At 45.2% G+C, this 21,218-nt stretch carries 13 protein-coding genes, 2 pseudogenes and 2 CRISPR repeat arrays (1 of these 17 cut by a window edge); of the genes and pseudogenes, 3 read left to right on the top strand and 12 right to left on the bottom strand.

What is annotated here, in order from left to right:
* Positions 1-2,576: a CRISPR direct-repeat array (repeat unit 37 nt; unit sequence GTCACAATGGAAAAGAAAACCCGATAGGGATTGAAAC) (it extends 2,261 nt beyond the left edge of the window).
* A 10-nt stretch (positions 2,577-2,586) separates the two neighbouring features.
* Positions 2,587-3,574, bottom strand: a pseudogene (locus MHUN_RS09670) (transposase).
* 55 nt (positions 3,575-3,629) lie between these two features.
* Positions 3,630-6,790: direct repeats of the CRISPR family, unit length 37 nt; unit sequence GTCACAATGGAAAAGAAAACCCGATAGGGATTGAAAC.
* A gap of 294 nt (positions 6,791-7,084) precedes the next feature.
* On the opposite strand from MHUN_RS09670, the gene MHUN_RS09665 reads away from it, so the two are divergent.
* Entirely contained in the window at positions 7,085-8,803 is a 1,719-nt protein-coding gene (locus tag MHUN_RS09665) for an ATP-binding protein (protein ID WP_011448832.1), read from the top strand.
* Here MHUN_RS09665 and MHUN_RS09660 read toward each other — a convergent pair.
* The 5 genes from MHUN_RS09660 to MHUN_RS17595 all read right to left on the bottom strand — a co-directional run bounded on the left by MHUN_RS09660 (position 8,766) and on the right by MHUN_RS17595 (position 13,165).
* Positions 8,766-9,290, bottom strand: coding sequence for a shikimate kinase (locus MHUN_RS09660; protein ID WP_011448831.1), 525 nt, complete (start codon positions 9,288-9,290; stop codon positions 8,766-8,768). The two genes, MHUN_RS09665 and MHUN_RS09660, sit on opposite strands and share 38 nt — an antisense overlap.
* A gap of 229 nt (positions 9,291-9,519) precedes the next feature.
* Positions 9,520-9,720 carry a hypothetical protein gene (locus MHUN_RS09655; RefSeq protein ID WP_143709453.1) on the bottom strand — a complete coding sequence of 67 codons (201 nt, stop codon included), beginning with the start codon at positions 9,718-9,720 and terminating at the stop codon, positions 9,520-9,522.
* A 169-nt stretch (positions 9,721-9,889) separates the two neighbouring features.
* A complete protein-coding gene (locus MHUN_RS09650; protein ID WP_048067424.1) occupies positions 9,890-10,126 on the bottom strand; it encodes a hypothetical protein in 237 nt (78 codons plus the stop codon).
* A 140-nt stretch (positions 10,127-10,266) separates the two neighbouring features.
* Complete coding sequence (locus MHUN_RS09645) at positions 10,267-10,653, bottom strand: PaaI family thioesterase (RefSeq protein WP_011448829.1); 387 nt, start codon at positions 10,651-10,653, stop codon at positions 10,267-10,269.
* A gap of 220 nt (positions 10,654-10,873) precedes the next feature.
* Entirely contained in the window at positions 10,874-13,165 is a 2,292-nt protein-coding gene (locus MHUN_RS17595) for a response regulator (protein WP_011448828.1), read from the bottom strand.
* A 540-nt stretch (positions 13,166-13,705) separates the two neighbouring features.
* On the opposite strand from MHUN_RS17595, the gene MHUN_RS17590 reads away from it, so the two are divergent.
* Entirely contained in the window at positions 13,706-15,919 is a 2,214-nt protein-coding gene (locus tag MHUN_RS17590; RefSeq protein WP_011448827.1) for a PAS domain S-box protein, read from the top strand.
* On the opposite strand, the gene MHUN_RS19735 is transcribed toward MHUN_RS17590, so the two are convergent.
* Together MHUN_RS19735 and MHUN_RS09630 are read right to left on the bottom strand one after the other, a co-directional pair.
* Positions 15,898-16,029 (bottom strand): hypothetical protein, encoded by a 132-nt coding sequence (locus MHUN_RS19735; RefSeq protein ID WP_275039179.1) that lies wholly within the window; start codon positions 16,027-16,029, stop codon positions 15,898-15,900. The genes MHUN_RS17590 and MHUN_RS19735 overlap by 22 nt on opposite strands.
* Positions 16,030-16,095: 66 nt before the next feature.
* Positions 16,096-16,368, bottom strand: a complete 273-nt coding sequence (locus MHUN_RS09630; protein ID WP_048067423.1) for a hypothetical protein — start codon at positions 16,366-16,368, stop codon at positions 16,096-16,098.
* 698 nt (positions 16,369-17,066) lie between these two features.
* Between MHUN_RS09630 and MHUN_RS09620 the strand changes: the two genes are divergently transcribed.
* Positions 17,067-19,175, top strand: coding sequence for a methyl-accepting chemotaxis protein (locus MHUN_RS09620; RefSeq protein WP_143709451.1), 2,109 nt, complete (start codon positions 17,067-17,069; stop codon positions 19,173-19,175).
* Between the two features lie 4 nt (positions 19,176-19,179).
* Here MHUN_RS09620 and MHUN_RS09615 read toward each other — a convergent pair whose 3' ends face one another.
* The 4 genes and pseudogenes from MHUN_RS09615 to MHUN_RS20035 form a co-directional block, all read right to left on the bottom strand.
* Positions 19,180-19,437 (bottom strand): hypothetical protein, encoded by a 258-nt coding sequence (locus MHUN_RS09615; protein ID WP_011448825.1) that lies wholly within the window; start codon positions 19,435-19,437, stop codon positions 19,180-19,182.
* 340 nt (positions 19,438-19,777) lie between these two features.
* A complete protein-coding gene (locus MHUN_RS09610; protein ID WP_011448824.1) occupies positions 19,778-20,200 on the bottom strand; it encodes a hydrogenase iron-sulfur subunit in 423 nt (140 codons plus the stop codon).
* Positions 20,200-20,655, bottom strand: a pseudogene (locus MHUN_RS09605) (4Fe-4S binding protein); the annotation flags it as partial. The pseudogene MHUN_RS09605 and the gene MHUN_RS09610, both read right to left, overlap by 1 nt.
* Before the next feature lie 123 nt (positions 20,656-20,778).
* Positions 20,779-21,189 (bottom strand): PIN domain-containing protein, encoded by a 411-nt coding sequence (locus MHUN_RS20035; protein ID WP_394296017.1) that lies wholly within the window; start codon positions 21,187-21,189, stop codon positions 20,779-20,781.
* Positions 21,190-21,218 lie beyond the last annotated feature (29 nt).

Genomic DNA, 21,218 nt, shown 5'->3' with positions numbered 1-21,218 from the left:
AAAAGAAAACCCGATAGGGATTGAAACCCTATATTCCAACATTTCATATTCTTTGATATCCTGGTCACAATGGAAAAGAAAACCCGATAGGGATTGAAACTCTGTCATTACATGCCTCCTGCTATTTTTACGCGGGTCACAATGGAAAAGAAAACCCGATAGGGATTGAAACTCACTCATGAAAGTCTTCTTTTTCATTGAGTCGAGTCACAATGGAAAAGAAAACCCGATAGGGATTGAAACTCACATACGGCTGAAGAATACCCAGTTGAGAAATGGTCACAATGGAAAAGAAAACCCGATAGGGATTGAAACATTGGTTACGAGGAAGTCCAGACAGGAGATTACAAAGTCACAATGGAAAAGAAAACCCGATAGGGATTGAAACATTGCAAGAAAGAAAATGGTAGCCGCAAGGGCACGGGTCACAATGGAAAAGAAAACCCGATAGGGATTGAAACATTCACATCATCTGGTTAAGAAGTTGATTCTTGATGGTCACAATGGAAAAGAAAACCCGATAGGGATTGAAACGAATATGTCTGGGACGGCCAGGGGTATGTCTACCGTCACAATGGAAAAGAAAACCCGATAGGGATTGAAACAGTCCGTCGCCCCGTGGGTTCGTGCCGAATGTCGCGGTCACAATGGAAAAGAAAACCCGATAGGGATTGAAACTATGTGTGTGTAATTATATTACGCGTATATGCAAAAGGTCACAATGGAAAAGAAAACCCGATAGGGATTGAAACTATGGTTTGAACTCCTCAGCGAAGTCTATCTCAAAAAGGTCACAATGGAAAAGAAAACCCGATAGGGATTGAAACAATCCTAACCCGTGTATTTTTGCCCCGTATTTATGTGTCACAATGGAAAAGAAAACCCGATAGGGATTGAAACCAATGTAGGACTAGACTGTATGCAGTACTCTCCTGGGTCACAATGGAAAAGAAAACCCGATAGGGATTGAAACACGTATAGCCCTCACAGGAGGTATGCTAAACCAGAGGTCACAATGGAAAAGAAAACCCGATAGGGATTGAAACGATTTCGCTTTGATGAAATCTATGATATCCGGATGTCACAATGGAAAAGAAAACCCGATAGGGATTGAAACTAGGCGGGTGGTCGAATGAACTTTGCTGGCCGCTGCGGTCACAATGGAAAAGAAAACCCGATAGGGATTGAAACATTGCATCAACAGACTCACCGATCCATTCAGCGAGTGTCACAATGGAAAAGAAAACCCGATAGGGATTGAAACATTGGATAGATGGTCATACCAGTGAGATGTTACATGTCACAATGGAAAAGAAAACCCGATAGGGATTGAAACTATCGGATAGCAGACAACCGGCGGGACATGACCCGGTCACAATGGAAAAGAAAACCCGATAGGGATTGAAACAAATACCCGGATGACATAACGAAAACATCACCATAGGTCACAATGGAAAAGAAAACCCGATAGGGATTGAAACGACGTGCGAATCATTTATAGAGAGATATAATGGCAGGGTCACAATGGAAAAGAAAACCCGATAGGGATTGAAACATGGCTACTGAGTTTTCAGTCAACCGATCCATGAGGGTCACAATGGAAAAGAAAACCCGATAGGGATTGAAACATGGAAACTGCACTTGAAAAGGCCCGTAGAATCAGGGTCACAATGGAAAAGAAAACCCGATAGGGATTGAAACTAATGCCTTACGCATATCATCGGCTGTGATTGATGTGGTCACAATGGAAAAGAAAACCCGATAGGGATTGAAACACAGTCAGCCGGAAGAACCGCGGGAAGAAGTCGATGGTCACAATGGAAAAGAAAACCCGATAGGGATTGAAACTCAGGAAGGCGTCAGAAGTCAGACCACGGCTCACGGTCACAATGGAAAAGAAAACCCGATAGGGATTGAAACATAGTGTCATCTGATGAGCTGATGAGGGAGAGGGAGCGTCACAATGGAAAAGAAAACCCGATAGGGATTGAAACTGCTCTCATGATACTCAAACGGGGCTGGAAACTCAGGTCACAATGGAAAAGAAAACCCGATAGGGATTGAAACTCCTGCAGGGAATGCTATAAAACGCGGCGATGAAGTCACAATGGAAAAGAAAACCCGATAGGGATTGAAACCCATCATCATCTCAATGACATCCTCAGCGCAGGAAAGTCACAATGGAAAAGAAAACCCGATAGGGATTGAAACCCATTGGATCATAATGACTGCGGCCATACGGTTTGTCACAATGGAAAAGAAAACCCGATAGGGATTGAAACGACATTATGGATACTCCCCCCCTTACAGGTAGGAAGGTCACAATGGAAAAGAAAACCCGATAGGGATTGAAACTAATCTCAAAATCTGCCCGATAAACCCCAGTTTCCCGGTCACAATGGAAAAGAAAACCCGATAGGGATTGAAACAATCCTACTTGCTTACTGTTTGCCGTGTTAAGGTTAGTCACAATGGAAAAGAAAACCCGATAGGGATTGAAACAGGAGCAATCCCAGTATCCCTCCAATGATTACAGGAAGTCACAATGGAAAAGATAGGAGTTACGCAGAAGAGCCTCCAAAAATTTTATAGCGCATATTTTGGTCTCTGAAGGTACTCTGAAATCCCTACTTTTGTGATTTGCCATTGAGCATTATATGGGGTGACACCATTCAACAAATGGTTTATCTCAAGTCGTAAATATGCCCTTAGAGAGCAGTTAATATGATTCCTTTGAATAATTGCTTTCCTAGCCTGACATTTTTCGACGCCGCAAAGTTCCTTAATTGCCCGATGATAATTCTCGATTGTCCAGCAAATTGACTGCAAATTGAGTCTATCTTCATTATTCATCGGAATAAAATTAGAGAACCAATATCTACTTTCACCTTTTCTGTTTACCGAGTGAAAAAGACGAATAAATCCAAATTTTTTCAAATGTACTTCCAATCCTTCTTCAGGAATTTTCAAATCGGAAACTTGGACATTACCTTGGCCGTCAGGATTTACTGCTCGATTCTTTTTAACTCGTGTGAAAAAAAAACCATCCAAGGCGATTAATAAATTTTAGATTCTCAATTCCAGAATACCAACTATCAAACATGATAAATGCAGGATTAAAACCTCTCTTGAAGGCTGTATTGACCATATCCTGGAGATGATCATTTTTGGTTTTGTCATCAACTTTTTTATCATAAATTCGATAATCAATTGGAAATGAGACGATTCCATCGGTCCAAATCAGTGTTATTAGTCCGATTCCTTTAACGACCTTGTGATGCTTGCCACTCCATTGATAATAAGTGCCCTCAATTTTTTTTGAATGAATTTTATCGAGAATTGTATCATCAACAACCAACCAGCCGCTTTTTCGTTCAACATAAGGCTCAACTTCTTTCCACAACGCCTCAGGAGTTAGAGACTGTCTTGATAGAAATCGGTTGTAAGTATCATGTGATATCGAAAAATCAGCCGTTGAATAACAATCTGCAACTTTTACACAAGAAACGTCACATCGAGCTGCGATGAGGTAATTGATATAATCAACATCGGATGGCTGTTTCGTTACTGGCACGTATATTATTGGTGCTGTCAACATATATAGATCTTTCTATTATAAAAGTTAACTGCGTAACTCCTAAAAGAAAACCCGATAGGGATTGAAACTCTCTTGAAGGTGCGGGAACTCCGATGGATTCCGGTCACAATGGAAAAGAAAACCCGATAGGGATTGAAACTACGCCGGCACATTACCCGGCATTACAACTCGTACAGTCACAATGGAAAAGAAAACCCGATAGGGATTGAAACGGGCTTGAATCTCTCTCATCGTCAAACCGGGTGACCTGTCACAATGGAAAAGAAAACCCGATAGGGATTGAAACTAATATTTACCACTTGGATTAATGTCTAATATATTAGTCACAATGGAAAAGAAAACCCGATAGGGATTGAAACTATGACCGGGTGGTATGCCTGAAGACCGGAGACAAGTCACAATGGAAAAGAAAACCCGATAGGGATTGAAACTTTGAGAGACTGGTAATGACGGCTGATTATAGTCTGGTCACAATGGAAAAGAAAACCCGATAGGGATTGAAACCGCATATCTTGATTTCAAGGCAGGATACGATGTGAGTCACAATGGAAAAGAAAACCCGATAGGGATTGAAACTCAGCAACAGCAGCAGAAGCGGTTACGACTGGTGTGTCACAATGGAAAAGAAAACCCGATAGGGATTGAAACACAGATATGTGTAACGTGGGCGGCAGGAAAATGTGTGTCACAATGGAAAAGAAAACCCGATAGGGATTGAAACCTTCGTAACTGAGCATTGCACATACTCCCCTGATCAGTCACAATGGAAAAGAAAACCCGATAGGGATTGAAACATTGTTATGTTTGGACTGGTACTGAATGGGTAAATGGTCACAATGGAAAAGAAAACCCGATAGGGATTGAAACCAAAGTGTGCCAAAAGTTTGTCTAGCTTGGTATTCAGGTCACAATGGAAAAGAAAACCCGATAGGGATTGAAACTCCTCTCCGGGACGCTTTCGATGTCGGGGAACCGGGTCACAATGGAAAAGAAAACCCGATAGGGATTGAAACTTTTCAGAGTCGCTGAACATTGAAGGGTCTGACCCGTGTCACAATGGAAAAGAAAACCCGATAGGGATTGAAACGGTGGTATGTGCAGTTCGATACACAGACCCAAATGGGTCACAATGGAAAAGAAAACCCGATAGGGATTGAAACCAGTTCAGCCACAATGTTGCTCATGAGATCTACGTGTCACAATGGAAAAGAAAACCCGATAGGGATTGAAACTGAGTAACCCCGCTTCGTATGCCGGTGTTGCTACTGTCACAATGGAAAAGAAAACCCGATAGGGATTGAAACTTCTGCAGACGCCGCGGTTCTAACACCGGAATATGTCACAATGGAAAAGAAAACCCGATAGGGATTGAAACTCTGGCGCCCGCAAGGAGTTTGAGCGAAAGGCAGCAAGTCACAATGGAAAAGAAAACCCGATAGGGATTGAAACTCATCCCAGAACGTTATGAGATTTGCGCCTTCCGTTCGTCACAATGGAAAAGAAAACCCGATAGGGATTGAAACTTATATGAGCGAAGACCTTAAAGCCCTGAAAGAATGTCACAATGGAAAAGAAAACCCGATAGGGATTGAAACACATAAATCCACCATTGCTCACATTCCCAATATAAGTCACAATGGAAAAGAAAACCCGATAGGGATTGAAACAAGTTTTAGCCATTCAACCAGGCCCTTATGCCTGGTCACAATGGAAAAGAAAACCCGATAGGGATTGAAACCATAACTGTACCATAAAGCCCGCTCGCAAGGATTACGTCACAATGGAAAAGAAAACCCGATAGGGATTGAAACTCAGACAGCAATTACGACAGACCCCCAGAAATACTCGTCACAATGGAAAAGAAAACCCGATAGGGATTGAAACTGAGTTCCACTGGTCCGCTCATCACATGCCTGCCCAGTCACAATGGAAAAGAAAACCCGATAGGGATTGAAACAATGATGCGAGTATGTCAGTGAAAAACTTGGTAATTGTCACAATGGAAAAGAAAACCCGATAGGGATTGAAACTTTCACCGCCGGAGCAACGATAAAGGCCGGTCAGGTGTCACAATGGAAAAGAAAACCCGATAGGGATTGAAACCCGGGTCCGGATCCCATGAGCCCCCAGAGCCCCTCGAGTCACAATGGAAAAGAAAACCCGATAGGGATTGAAACTCTGCTGTGTGCTCACTCCCGGATCCCGCTCTCCGGTCACAATGGAAAAGAAAACCCGATAGGGATTGAAACGTCCATGGAAGCGGTTTCAGCGCATAAAGGTAAAAGTCACAATGGAAAAGAAAACCCGATAGGGATTGAAACATTTATAACTCAACAGATGATTTGTGATATACCGGGTCACAATGGAAAAGAAAACCCGATAGGGATTGAAACCATAATCTGACAAGCGGAGGCAGAGTTGCAGATGTTGTCACAATGGAAAAGAAAACCCGATAGGGATTGAAACTTGCCCGGCTCTTCGAAGTCGTGAGGATTCATAGTGTCACAATGGAAAAGAAAACCCGATAGGGATTGAAACACATGATCCTTTTTGACTGATGTGACCATGTACACTCGTCACAATGGAAAAGAAAACCCGATAGGGATTGAAACGTATACTTCCCCCAATGATGCAGGCCAAGACCCAAGTCACAATGGAAAAGAAAACCCGATAGGGATTGAAACTTAGTATGTGATGCAGCATTAAAGGAAATTAACAAGGTCACAATGGAAAAGAAAACCCGATAGGGATTGAAACCCGGAGTGATACCATGAAAATTGATGTGGAAACTCGTCACAATGGAAAAGAAAACCCGATAGGGATTGAAACAATAATGCTCCAACACCTAAGGGAACTTCAGTGATGTCACAATGGAAAAGAAAACCCGATAGGGATTGAAACCCAGAACGAGGTTGTATCCCTGTGAATAGATTTTTGTCACAATGGAAAAGAAAACCCGATAGGGATTGAAACTGCGTTTTCTTATAATCTTCATATAATCGCAACAAGTCACAATGGAAAAGAAAACCCGATAGGGATTGAAACCTAGATGGTTCAAATACAAACAACAGGAACAAAAAGGTCACAATGGAAAAGAAAACCCGATAGGGATTGAAACCTTATATATATGATCCAAGGGTGTTTCAATTCATCAAGTCACAATGGAAAAGAAAACCCGATAGGGATTGAAACCCCTTCTACGTAAATCTGGTTTGCCGTACTGCCTGATAGCCTTTCAATGTCCCATATCGGGAAGATATGCCCGAATTCCCTGTTCTGTACTTACAGAAGGAAGGAATAATCATTCTCCAGGTTATTGCTGAGTGTTTCTTTCAGATATTCGCTCTCTTTTCAGTTGATTTCTCCAAGAGATACATCATCTGCTAGATCTTTTGTCTAAAGAGAGATACATCTGTGGGTTTGTGGATGGTAATACATATGCTTATGAAAGAGTAATACTGATAACAAAGTTCAGGGGATAATACGGTGAAAAAATTCCGGATAGGGACCGACGATTTCAAAGAGTTTATTGAAGATGGGGGATACTTTGTAGATAAATCTCTCCTGATACGCGATATTATTGAAGGAAACAAAGTCACGCTCATCCCCCGCCCCCGTCGGTTTGGTAAAACCCTGAACATGACAATGCTCCGGTATTTCTTTGAACGATCAGAAGAGAGCCGGTCTTATCTCTTTAAAAACTGTGCCATTGCTGATTTTCCTCAATATATGCAGCATCAGGGGCAGTATCCGGTAATATATATCAGTTTAAAGGATCTGAAGCGTGATTCGTATGAGTACTTTATAGAAGCGGTTCGTATTAAAATTGGAAGTTTGTATAAGAATTTTGCTGAGGTTCAACCTGTTTTATCAGATGGGAGCAGGGAGAGATTTCATCGCATCATCATGGAAGAAGCTACGCTCAATGATCTCTATAGTAGCCTGAAAGATCTCATTACTCACTGCTATCAGTACTACAAAAAACCGGTTATCGTCCTCATTGATGAATACGACACCCCGATGATTGAGGCATTTTCACATGGATATTATGACAAAATGGCTGGGTTTATGCGTTCGTGGCTGGGGGAGGGTTTAAAGCCGGAATATGGTCAGGTGTTATTCCGGGCAGTCGTCACAGGTATTCTCCGGGTTGCAAAGGAGTCAATCTTCTCAGATTTGAATAATCTTGATGTTGCAAGCTCGCTTATGATAGGCCCGTATGCAGATAAATTCGGGTTTACCGAACCTGAACTCTCTCTCATCCTCTCCGCATTTCAGGCAGAAGACCATGCCGGGATCATCCGTGACTGGTATAACGGGTATTCATTTGGAGGTCACACTATCTACAACCCCTGGTCGGTCATCAGTTATATTCAGGCGATCCCCAATCCACCAGGACCCAAATGGCTGAATACCTCATCAAATGCGTTGGTATACGAAGAGCTTGAGGCAGGAGGCCTTGAGATAAAACGGGATCTTGAAGTGTTGCTTGCAGGAGAAGAACTGAGATACCCGATATCAGAGAATATCATCTTCACGGATATCGGGAGAAATCCAGTTAATATATGGAGTCTTTTGTATTATTCCGGGTATCTGAATGCAGAGGACCCACAGCCTGACCTTCGGGGCCGGTTACGCTATCGGCTGAGAATTCCGAATCGTGAAATCAGTTATGCATATGAGCATTTCATTGAATCCCTGTATCGAAATACAGATGGAGGACTTGACTTACTTCTCCATTGTTTCCTTGGGAAAAGACCGATCCTTCAGATTGGACCGGTTCTTCAGGATCTTACCCGTGATCTGGTGAGCATGTACGATCTTGCAAAACTGCCTGAAGCGGTATTTCATGCCTTTGTCCTTGGCCTTTTGGCGAATCTTCGGACTGTGTATGAGATCAGATCAAATGCAGAAGCAGGATTTGGACGGGCGGATATTCTCATGATCCCAAAGACCAGGGATTATCCAACTGCCTATGTTATTGAGTTTAAGACAACGGACGGACAGCAGAATACGGAGATCGTATCAGATGCCCTGAACCAGATACGAAACCAGGAGTATGAGGCAGCACTCTCCAATGCAGGGATTTCTGATGAACAGATTGTCCGACTTGCCATCATTCTGCAGGGAAAAGAGGTTCGGGTGGCAACCGGATACTATGCCGGGGTTATGAATGTTCAGCCAAAACGGCGGTATGTTCTCTGATCTTCAAGACCACGTTCTCCACGACACTCTCAAATGCCTCTCCTGAACAGTTGATACGGATGTCTGCGTACCGCTCATACAGAGGAATTCTCTGGTCATACATATCACGAAGGCTCTGACCCGGTTCCAACACTATTCCCCGTGTCGTGATATTTTTTAGTCTTTTGACCATCTCATCATACGAGATCTCCAGGTATATGATCATCCCGTCTGATGTGAGGTGTTTCATGGCCCGGCTCCTTAATACCACACTCCCCCCGGTCGATATCACCGCATGGCATTTATTGAGGGAGAGGATGCATTCCTCTTCAATTTCAAGAAATCTCTCCACTCCGTCGGTATTGATGATCTCCTGCAAAAGCCTTCCGGTCTTATCCTGGATGATGATATCGGTGTCGATAAAATGCATACCAAGGGTCTTTGCAAGGATTACTCCCAGAGTGCTCTTTCCTGCACCGGGCAGACCGATCAGGATAACATTGTTCATGAGACAGCGCCCTTCTCTCATATATGTATGGTCAGATATCAAGAGGGTTCCTTTAATAATTGAGTTGAGTGATACTGGCAGTCTTCAGGTATTGTGTGGTAGAGTTCTGATAGTAGGTTGCGAAATGAGAATTACCTATTAATTTTATCAGTTTCTCTCATAATCAAACAAATCATATTTTTGTGGGACTATATTATGGAAAAGAAAGATCTTCAGGCAAAAAATAATTTCATATGGTCTCTATTTGCTTGGATTTTCTAATTTTCAGAGCAAAATCAGCACTATCTACATCATATCCCCATGCACCTCGTAAAGATGATATCGATGAATTTTCAACTACTTTTATCAAAATTTCTTTATTTTTTACGTGCAATTCATCTTCCAGTTCCAGATGAAAATTATCAATGACTTTAGCCCGTATTATTGTCATTAGCTTACCTCCATTATACACTCTGCTTTATGGTGTGATAATTATCTACTAAAACCCTCCTGTGTAACTTACGTACGAACAAAAGAGTACTGATTCGATGTGATTGGCAGGGAAATGTGGAGCTCATGAAGTTCCTGGCGATACCTCCGGGGCCGGACCGGACCCCTCCTCAAGAAATATACTCGAATTCTTGTGCTGCTTGTATGTAGCTTTCGTTTGTCTCGTCCTCTGCGTTTTGCGTGTACTGCCAGTTCCAACACTGCTTTGGATTTACCTGAAACCCGAAGTACTGGAGCACCCTTTTCTGTGTTTCCAATGCGTTCTCCCCATTCCAGTTCTGTCCGATCACTATCAGCCCGGCTTTAATGCTGGCAACAATGTTCTCTTCTTTCAGGGTCGAGTGCATGTATTCAATCCAGGTGAGGCGTTCGATCAAATCCAGTGAGGTAGAATCTCTTGCCTTTTTTGTAAAACTCTTTGAGGTACTCCCGTGAGCAGAGGAACATGGAACTTTCGTACGGAACCAGCCGGATTCATATCCTATTATTATCGTCTCTTCCGGTAAGAAAGCCCCTGGAAAACGGCTATCTTTTCACCCTCATGATCATGGATCTCAACGATGTATGATCCAAGGGTGTGGTTTTTGGAGAATTCATGGGCTTTTGCGATAAGTTTCCCTGATTTTACCGCTTTCATATAGGTTATTGAGGTGTTGATAGCAACAGACGGGGTACCATCGGCATTGCTAGCAACGGCAAATGCAGCATCAGCAAGGGTATAAATAACCCCGCCATGGACGGTGCCATGAGTATTCAGGTGCTTTTCAGAGATCACGAGCGAAAGGGTTGCAGTATTTTTCGAGACCGACTCTAATTTTATTCCAAGTTCCTGTGAGAAGGGATCTGCATCAAGAAATGAAGAGATATGTTCCATACACCTCTTTTGATCTTAAGGGATATGGGAGTGTCGGTGTTTTCAGGTCTTAGGTAACCGGATCATCCTCTGACTGTGCCATAAACTTCCTTAAGGTCACGTTTGATCCTCTGGATGCATTCACCCTGATCTCATTCTCCCTCTCGTTCTGGCATTCCTGGGTCAGTCCTCTGCAAACGGAGAAGTATTAACTATCCTCCGTCTGACCCATTCACACCACTCATTTTTTCTCAGACTCAGAGAGGAAACGGTACTCATTTTCCGGAACGATAATCTCGAACCGTGCTCCCTTCCCCGGCTCTCCGCACTCACGAATGGAAAGGCCGGTGATCGACAGGATCTCTTTTGCCAGAAAGAGCCCGATTCCGGTATGTTTCCCATACCTTAACCCGAAGATATACCTTTTCTCATCGTCGGGAACCCCAACCCCGTCGTCCTGGCAGGTAATAATCAGCTGGTTCTCATCTTTGGTACAGAAACAGTGTATTTTCGTTATCGTTTCCCCATGACGGATGGCATTCTCTAAAAGGGTGGTAAAGACCTTTCTGATCACCGGATCTGCATAAATCTCACAATCCTCCGGGATGTCATTGATAATGGTAATGTCATCCGTATTTACCTCATCTTGAGCGGATTCGATAATTCTCCGGATATTCTGCCACCGGCTTTCAGCCGTGCCAAAATCCTCATACTCACGGGTAAAACTGGTGGTGGCGATAATCTGTTCACAGGTCTTCTTTGCTTTTGATACATATTCCCGAATCTCTGCGAGGTCTTCAGTCTCTGCTATCAGATCATGATATCCCATGATGACCGACAACTCATTGAAAATATCATGCCTGGTAAGACCGGTGAGGAGACGGACCTTCTGATTTGCTTCATGCAACGCTTCCTGCGTCTTATGAAGTTCGGTAATGTCTATCGTGTATCCGGCAAGGAGCGTTCTGTTCTGTTCAATGATGGGGAATTTTATCGTGATATAATGCTTATCATTCAAGCTCTCCCTTAATTTCAGAACCACTCCATCAGACACCACTTTCCAGTCATCTGCAGTAATCTTTGCGGCAAAATCCGGAGGAAAGAGTTCATCCATCGTATGACCCCCCATCCGGGATCCCGGAATTCCAACCATATCCTGGAAATTCTCACTGGCATAGAGCACCCGGCTTGTATCCTGAGTAACTTCCTTAATAAAGATGTAAATCGGGGAATGAAGCATGAACTGATGAAAGAGCTCATGTATCATCCGAAGTTTCTCTTCCGCTCTTTTCTGGTCTGTAATGTCTATTTCAATACCGTCCCAGAGGATTGATTCGTCCGAAAGAACATGAGGGACTGACCTGAGCAGGATCCAGTGAATCTGTCCGTCAGGGGTGCGTATTCGGATTTCATGAGAAAAGGATGTCCTTTTCCTGAATGCTTCATTTTCAGCATCAATCAAGCCCAGACGGTCATCGTCAACAATCTGATTATACAATACGTTCGGATCCTCGAGCACACTCGTTGCTGATACCTGATGAATCTGTTCTACTCCAGCGCTGATATACTGAAAGGACCGTGTATTATCCGGCTTTATGAGGAGCTGGTAGACAAGCCCGTTTGGCAGATTATCGCTCAGGAGGCGGATCTGCTCCTCCCGATCCCGGATCTTCGCTGACTGACGGGTCAGCATATCAATATGGGTTACCAGTTCTTCCTCAGATTTTGAAATCTTTGCATGGAGGGCGGTGAGTTCTTCGTTTTTCTTCCGAAGTTCACGCTCCACCTCTTTCACTCTGGTGATATCCTGAATGGTTCCAAAGACCTGATTTTTCGCCTGATCATACTCTGCAATTGAATGGATATCGATGATTTTGTTATCAGACGGGCGTTTTATCTGGAATTCAACATGATATGGTCTCTCCCCTGAAATGAGGTTGTTCATAGATTCATCAAGGAGTGACCGGTACTCAGGAAGTGGGATGGTCTGAACTTCAGCAATCGTCCATTCCTTATCTCCAAGCCCGTAAATCTTTTTTGCTCCTTCTGAAGCGGTTACTTTTCCTGTATTCAGATCAAATGACCAGTACCCAAGACCGGTAATCTCTTCGGCATGGCACAGCTGAGAAATACTTGTCTGTAATGCATTTTTTGCCTGTTTTCTGTCTACCGCCTGATAAATCATGTGGACAAGTTCAGCAAAAAGTGGTGCGGTATCATATCCTTTCTGAAGGTAAAAGTCTGCCCCGTTATTGAGAGCATCGATGACCACATCCTCTCTTCCCCTCCCGGTAAACAGTATAAACGGAATATCTCCGTAATTATTTCGGACATTTTTTAAGAATTCTATTCCGTTCATTCCGGGCATCTGGTAATCGGAGATGATAATATCATATGTGGCACCGGCTACCTTTTTGAGTGCATCTGTTGCAAGATTACTGGAGTCAATGGTAAAATCCTTCTGTTTTTCCAGATATATCCTGCACAGATCAACAAAATCCGGTTCATCATCGACATACAGGATGGATATCATATATTCTGATCACATAGTTCTGGTTTTCTGGATGGTTGTGGAACAGAGTATCGGGTGAGAAGCATCATCAATGGTGTTCATATCCATCATACTGCTTTTTTCGATACTGTGTGATGTATCATATCATGCACTATCATATAAAGCCATCCGATGAATTCACGCGTTCCGGCGTCCCTCATCAGGATTATCTGGTGTATTGGTCATGTTCATGGCAATCCCTGCATATCTGACAACATCATCGTCTTTGTCCCTCATAGGATATCCGCGGTCTCTGATATGTCTGATTTTTCTATCTGGTGTAATTTATCCGGGATATCAGAGAGATAGCTGATTATGCCCGGGTCGATGCTTTTCTATTTACTCACTGCCGATGCTCCTGTCCGGAAGGTGGAACAGATGGTTCAGTACGGCTGGGAATACTTTTTGGCAGATCTGGACCTTCCGGGCATTATTCGATGAACATGGGGCAGGAGCACCACATACCGAAAGATTATTTCATACATGCCGTGAATTATCCTTTAACAAGACTCCATCCTGTCCATGCCAGACCAATGCCAAACCCCCCCGGCTGCATCCATCACCGTTCTGCTGGTTGACGATGAATCGATCGTTCTGGATGCCACGAAGGCATATCTTACTTCAGGTTATGGATTTTTGGTGGATACCGCATGTTCTGGAAAAGAGGCACTGGCCTGTATTGCAGAGAAGCGGTATGATGCCGTCATCCTTGATTATGAGCTGGAAGGGATGAGCGGTCTTGAACTTATGCAGGCAATCAGAGAACAGGGGTATGATGGACCGATCATCATCTTCACCGGGAGAGGCCGGGAAGAGGTGGTTATCAGAGCATATGACCTCGGGGCTGACGGCTATGTGCAGAAAGGGGGCGATATCAGGTCCCAGTTTGCTGAACTGGTGCACAAGACCCTGACCGTGATTGAGAGGAGACGGGCAAAGGATGCTCATAAAAAAATTGTGGCCGAATATCAGGCATTATATGAGCATGCTCCGATTGCCTACTTCTCCCTCTCCCCTGGCGGCATCATCACCCGATGCAATAAAAAGGCAGAGATCCTTCTTGGCAAGGGGTGCAGAGAACTTACCGGGTCGTATTTTCCAGACCTCTTTGCCGGTATACCAGGAGAGAAGGAGCGGGTATTGAGCCTGCTTATGGCAGCATGTGAGCATCAGGAGATTGAAGGTGAGGAGTTTTGTATTCTTCTGCCGGATGGGGCACAGATTACTGTCTCTGTCTCTGTATCCGTGGCCCGTGATACAACCGGCACCGTCTCTCTGATCCATGCGGTCCTGATCGATCTCACCGATCAGAAAGCACGAGAGCGCCACCATGCTGAACAACACCGGTTTTTAGAGCGGCTTATTGAGACAATACCCGGGCCTGTGTTCTTTAAGGATAAGAATGGCCGTTATACCGGGTGTAATGCTGCATTTGAGTCATATATCGGCCTTTCAAAAGAGAAGATCATCGGAACGACGGTGCATGATCTCTGGCCTGCCCCTCTTGCGGTCATCTATGATGCAAAGGACAAAGAACTCTTTGAGAATCCTGGGATTCAACAGTATGAGTCACAGGTTGCCCATGCTGACGGGAGCTTGCATGATGTCGTCTTCTATAAAGCCACCATCCCGGATGAGAAGGGAGAGCCGGATGGGATCGTCGGGGTGATCCTGGATATCACGACCCGAAAGCAGGCTGAGCGTGACCTGTATGATACACACCGCCTGATTGAGTCGATGATAGATGGGATACCAGATATGGTCGGGGTTCAGGTGCCGGATCTCTCCATCATCAGGTTCAACAGGGCCGGGTACGAGATGCTTGGGATGAGAGAGGATGAGGTTATCGGCAGGAAGTGCTATGAACTTATTGGGCGGTCTGGTCCCTGTGAGCCCTGTGCTTCGCGTGCAGCCCTGGCATCAAAGAAGATAGAGACGGCTGAGCGGTATGTTCCCGAGTTGTCTCGGTATTTTGCCTGCACGGCAACCCCCGTCCTGGATGAGAATGGAGAGGTACGGCTCATTATTGAGCTGGTCCATGATATGACCGATCAGAAGTATGCTGAAAATGCCCTGAGACAGGCAAACCGGCAGTTACGTCTCCTCACTGAAGTGACGAGGCATGATATCCTCAATAATGTCAATGCCATGCAGCTCTTTCTTGACCTGGTGAAGATAAAATCAGATACCGCCCATATCGGTGAAGAACTGGATGCACTCGATCGACTTATTGCCCGTATTCAGGCAGATATTGAGTTTACCAGGGTATATCAGGACCTCGGATCCCATCTGCCCCGGTGGCAGCGACTTGCAGATTGTGTTGCTGAGTGTACGATACCGGATCATATCCATTTTGTCATCGCAGGAGGTGAATGGCAGGTATATGCCGATCCGCTCCTTCCAAAGGTTTTTGTGAACCTGGTTGATAATTCACTGCGACATGGCGGAGCGGTCAGCAGAATTTCCATAGCAGCAGAAGAGCAGGAGGAGGGACTTCTTGTCGTCTTTGAGGATGACGGGGTCGGGATCGCACCTGACGAGAAGGAACTCATATTTGAGCGGGGATATGGGAAGAATACCGGATTCGGACTTTTTTTTATTCAGGAGATACTGGGTATTACGCATATTCGCATCAAAGAGACCGGTACGGCCGGGCAGGGAGTGAGGTTTGAGATGTCCGTGCCAAAGGGTATGTATAAAAAAGATGAACCCGGTCAGTCAGGGGTGGGGCCATGACCGATATCTGGGATATCCATCTCACACGGCGTGCCCGCCTGATTGCTCATCGCAACCACGGTCCTTGCCCTGGGAGTGAGTGTTGTATCAGTCATGACAGGGTGGACCATTATCTTTCAAAACCTCTATTATCTTCCGATCATCATCGCCTGTGTATTCTATCTTCGACGAGAACATCACGCTGATGCAGACCTATCGGTTAGAGATAAGAGAAGAACCAGGAACTTGCAGTCGTATTTGAAGAACTTGCCGGAGAGAAAGAAGAGCTGAAACAGCAGGTTGAAGAACTCTCCTCTGCGCAGGAAGAGATTGAAAAGCTTGCCATTCTCAATGATGGTATACGAAACCCGCTCACCATTATTACAATCATCGCCGAAGAAAGCGGGAATGAAGAGGTTATCAGAGGGATTGATGAGCAGATTCGGCGTATTGATGAGATGGTCACGCACCTTGATCAGGAGTGGGTCAGATCAGAGAAGATCCTCCTGTACTTACAGAAGCATACCGGTTTTTGTCTGAATGTTGACACATGTTTGGAGTTTTCAGAGTAGGAACGCTGTCTGACAGTCAGGGTACTCTCCGGTGAGGTCTTTACGGCCAGCGGTATACAAAACGCATATCAGTATCCTGAAAAACCATCAGAAAACTCTCAGTGATGGTCGCGTTTTGGGAGATATTCGCCATTGTGAATGGTGTCGGTCCTGATTCAGGGCACTGCCAGTAAGGCCGGTCATGCTGCAGCGGCCACAGAGGAGGCATCTGCGTCCATTGAGCAGATCATGTGGCTTTAGCCGATGTGAGTGGTATTGCTGATTCCATCACCGGAAAGAAGCATACATTCACGTTTTTGATCTGGGAGCGTTCCATCATTTGGGTCATATACTATAGGCCCCTCTGTATTATATGAGCCTGAAATCATGAACGCAATGAGAGAATGGAACTTCTGGTAGTCAGAAAGAAATCGGTATCTATACATAGAATCATTCCGAATAGGTGTATGTCGATACAATCCTGCCTGATAAACGAATGATTTGGGTATGCAGGTATCAGACCGGATAAAAACGGATGTACACAACGATGACCGGTAGGAGCATACATGACGGACAACAGCCCTCGTGGGTGCTTCTCGGTGGTAATGGTGATACCAATGGATTGGCTGGATAATGTGAAAATGGGACAAAAACTGGTCGGGAGTTTTCTGCTCCTTGCGATTCTGCTTGGGATCGTAGCCGTTGTCGGCTATGTGGAGATGAAGACCATCAATGACGGGATGACCGAGATGTACTATGACCGCGCGGTCCCGCTTGCAACCCTTGGAGAGGTTGATGCAGATTTTCTGTACATCAGAGGGAATCTCTACAAATATCTCTCTATCCCGGACCAGCGTGCAAAAACAAAGGCTGAGATTGATGAATATATATCCATAATTAATCAGAATATGGATGCCATTCGGGCGACATACCTCATTGACAGCGAAAAGGAGGAACTTGCCCGGTTTGATGTCAACTGGGCCGAGTTTCAAAAGGTGGTGAAGGATACCCTGGCACAGATAGATGCAGGGAATGAAGCTGATGCAGCCAAAACACTCGCTGGCGGGGCTATGGCGAAATCACGGGAAGCCACCGGATCCAATATTGATAATCTCAAGGCGATCAATGTAAAAAAGGCTGAAGAACTGAATATCCAGGGAGATGAGACCTTCTCTGCGGCAACGTTGACCCTTGCCATCATCGGTATCATTGCGGTCATTCTTGCCATCAGCCTTGGGTATACCATCTCCAGGAGTATTACCACCCCGCTCCAGAGGAGTGTTGTCATGATGCAGGAGCTGGGCGTCGGGCATCTTGGCATGCGACTTTCGTACCAGCGGAAAGATGAGATCGGGGATCTTGCCAGAGCCATCGATCAGTTCGCAGATAATCTCGTGAATAACTTCATCGCCATACTCAAACAGGTGAGTGTGGGTGATCTCTCAGCAATGCCAGTCCCTCATGATGACAAGGATGAGATCGCTCCTGCGGTCATCAAGATGATTGAGTCGCTTCGGGGGCTTGTATCAGAGGCAAAAACTCTCAGTCAGGCGGCTATTGATGGAAAGCTCTCAGTTCGTGGTGATGCAGAGAAGTTCCAGGGTGGATACCGGGAGGTGATCCTGGGTATGAATGAGACGTTTGAGGGGATCGTTGTCCCGCTCAATGAGGCGATGCGACTTGCCGGTTCGTATGCACAGGGTGACTTTACCGACCGGGTGAATGATACGATCGAGATGAGAGGCGACTTTATCCGATTCAAAGAGGCACTCAATCAGATCGGTATCCAGGGAGGAGCGGCCATCAGTGGCGTAAAGACCGAGGTGGAGAACCTTTCTGCCGGAATGGAGGAGACGAATGCCAGTGCCGAAGAGGTTGCCAGCACTACAAGTCTGCTTGCCCAGAGTTCAAATGAGGTGAGTCAGCTTGCCGAACGAAGCGGGACTGGTATCAGGCAGATCCTGACCGCCATGGAGGATCTCTCAAATACCGTCAGTTCGGTTGCCGCAAAGGCTGAGCAGGCATCTATGATGGCACAGCAGACCGTGGATCTCACGGAGAAAGGAGTAAGCCTTGCCGGAGCGGCTGAGAAGGGGATGGAAGGGATCAGTTCATCGGTTGAGGAGACGAGCGGGATCATCACTGATATCACCGGCCAGATGGAAGAGATCGGCAAGATTGTGGATGTCATCACGGGCATCGCTGAACAGACCGGTCTTTTGGCATTAAATGCCGCAATCGAAGCTGCTCGTGCCGGTGAGGCAGGGATGGGTTTTGCGGTCGTCGCTGATGAGGTGAAATCTCTTGCCCTTGAGTCACAAAAGTCTGCGGAGAATATCGCATCCATCATCGGGAACCTGCAAAAGAAGACACAACAGGTCTCTCTATCCATGAAGAACTCATCGGTTGAGGTACAGGCAGGCAATGAGGCGGTGACCAGGACCCTTGCGATCTTTGATGAGATTGTGCAGGCGATCAACAGTGTGCATGCGAATATGACCGAGGTAGCCGGAGCAGCAGAAGAGCAGGCAGCAGCGGTCGAGGAGATCACGGCCAGTGTGAATGAGGTCGGGAATCTGGTTCAGCGGACCGCAAAAGAGGCGGTGGATTCGGCGGCAGCAACCGAAGAGGTGACGGCATCGATCGATCAGATCACACGGGCGATATCTGATGCTGCTGCTTCAGTCCAGCGGATAGCAGAGAATATGGGGATGTTTGTTACGTAAAATTTTAAACCTCCTTATTTTTTCTCTTTCTGTCCATCAGATCCCCTGTATCACGATACCGCCCAAGAAACCATCTCCAGAGCGGGATATATTCGATACCCTCTTCTTCTTTCTCGATGTCTTTTGTTATGAGAATACGCCTGCGGATATTCTCTGAAAAAACATCCTGAAACGAGGAAAGAGCCCTGATTTCACGTTCCGGTATATCATCGGTATAGGTTACGTTTATGGATGTCAGTGAATTATCCGTGTGCTTTATCACAAAATCCCTTTAATTAATGCTCTCTGATTATGCCTGTTTCCTGGGGTAATCCACTCCACCAGGGATTGAGCGAGATGAGGAGTTCGAATAATCTGTCAGGGTTTGTCATACTATGATACCCCCCTGTAATCCTCCACTTATTAAAAAAATGGTGGAGTATACTCACTCACTTCTGGTTAAACATATAAGAATGTAATCTTACATGAGATGTCCGATTGATCAATCATATTCGCTACTCTAATCGAACATATTGAAAAAGTGATAACCCACCGTCACATGACAATGAGAAAACTGAGTACCTGATATTCAGAAGAAAATAAAAAAATTTATAAAAAAATATTTATTTTTTGAATTCTTTGATCGGGCTGGGACCAAGTTCCTTGATAGTATTGGTGACATCTTCCATGACCATACCCCACTTTGCACCTTCGGATGCTGAGACAAAGGTCATACGGAAACGCTTGTCATCAAGACCGATGTTTCTGAGCAGGTTCTTGATCATGAACATACGCTTTGCGGCCTTGTAGTTACCTTCAAGGTAGTGACAGTCACCAAAATGACATCCGGAGACGAGAACACCATCTGCACCCTCAACAAATGCCTTGAGGATGAAGAGCATGTCAACACGTCCGGTACACATGACACGGATTGCCCGGACCGTTGGTGGATACTGGATACGTGCACCACCGGCAAGGTCAGCACCTGCATACGAACACCAGTTGCAGATGATAGCGAGAATCTGTGGTTTCCATTCGTCTGCCATTACTGTTCTCCTCCTGCAAAGAATGCATCAATCTGTGCTGCGATCTGCGGTGTGGTAAAGTGCTGCATCTTAATTGCCCCACCAGGACAGAATCCTCCACAGGTACCACAGCCTTTACACTTGGCTTCGGTAACAACCATAACGGTTCTGCCGTTCTTCTCACCAAGTGAGAGGGCTGAGTAGGGACAGAGGTTGACACACATTCCACAACCAGCACACAGTTCATCAATACACATGGCAAAGTACGGCTCAAGTTCGACTTCGCCCATATGAATCGGGATAGATGCTGCGGATGCTGCACCTTCTGCCTGTGCTACGGTGTCAGGAATATCTTTTGGACCCTGACAGACACCGGCGAGGAATACTCCTGCAGTCGTTGTACCACAGGGGTTTAACTTCGGGTGTGCTTCAAGCATCCATCCGTCCTGTGATGCAGATACACCGAACTTCTTCCGAAGATCGTTTACATCAAAGAGACTCCTATTACTGGCTTACCGCCTTGTTTCTGCCCTCTTGAGGTACCATAAAAAAGGGACAGAATTGGTAATGAAGATGTATATCGGTTTACCAATATCTGTCTATTCAGGAGAGCATAAAAGTTCTATTGAAGAATCTCGGATTAAATATGAACGAATCCCGACCTGCCTGGCGAAGGTATACATCTCCGCATCATCTGTAAATAGATAACAATCCTGTAAACTAGCTGAGGCGAGCATGTAGGTATCAAAGCCAGAACACCCAGTTCTTCGAGCTATTGAAAGGGCTCTATCAAATATCGAAGATTCCTCCAGTATTACAAAGAGTTCATTAGCATACTGAAATACAATGTCTGCGGTTTTCGAATCTTCAATCCGGGTAATAACACAGATCAATTCTACGAGTCCAGCACGTGGGAAGAAAATTTCAATGTGATTAGACTCCAAGTGTCGAATGAGTGTTTTGCATTTCTCATAGGTGTCTAAATCCCGATTATATACTCTCTGGTTAATGCTCTTACTGGTGGGAATATTCCCTTAAT

The sequence above is a fragment of the Methanospirillum hungatei JF-1 genome, from assembly GCF_000013445.1.
Classification (GTDB): Archaea; Halobacteriota; Methanomicrobia; order Methanomicrobiales; family Methanospirillaceae; genus Methanospirillum; species Methanospirillum hungatei.
Note: the sequence above shows the minus strand (reverse complement) of the source record. Positions and strands in the feature narration are given on the sequence as shown.

Coding starts and splice junctions, on each gene's coding strand:
- MHUN_RS09660 (WP_011448831.1), bottom strand. CDS start 9,290: ATGAACAATGTTATCCTGATCGGTCTGCCCGGTGCAGGAAAGAGCACT.
- MHUN_RS17595 (WP_011448828.1), bottom strand. CDS start 13,165: ATGATATCCATCCTGTATGTCGATGATGAACCGGATTTTGTTGATCTG.
- MHUN_RS09610 (WP_011448824.1), bottom strand. CDS start 20,200: ATGGCAGACGAATGGAAACCACAGATTCTCGCTATCATCTGCAACTGG.
- MHUN_RS09655 (WP_143709453.1), bottom strand. CDS start 9,720: ATGACAATAATACGGGCTAAAGTCATTGATAATTTTCATCTGGAACTG.
- MHUN_RS17590 (WP_011448827.1), top strand. CDS start 13,706: ATGCCAGACCAATGCCAAACCCCCCCGGCTGCATCCATCACCGTTCTG.
- MHUN_RS09620 (WP_143709451.1), top strand. CDS start 17,067: ATGGATTGGCTGGATAATGTGAAAATGGGACAAAAACTGGTCGGGAGT.
- MHUN_RS09645 (WP_011448829.1), bottom strand. CDS start 10,653: ATGGAACATATCTCTTCATTTCTTGATGCAGATCCCTTCTCACAGGAA.
- MHUN_RS09650 (WP_048067424.1), bottom strand. CDS start 10,126: ATGCACTCGACCCTGAAAGAAGAGAACATTGTTGCCAGCATTAAAGCC.
- MHUN_RS19735 (WP_275039179.1), bottom strand. CDS start 16,029: ATGGTCCACCCTGTCATGACTGATACAACACTCACTCCCAGGGCAAGG.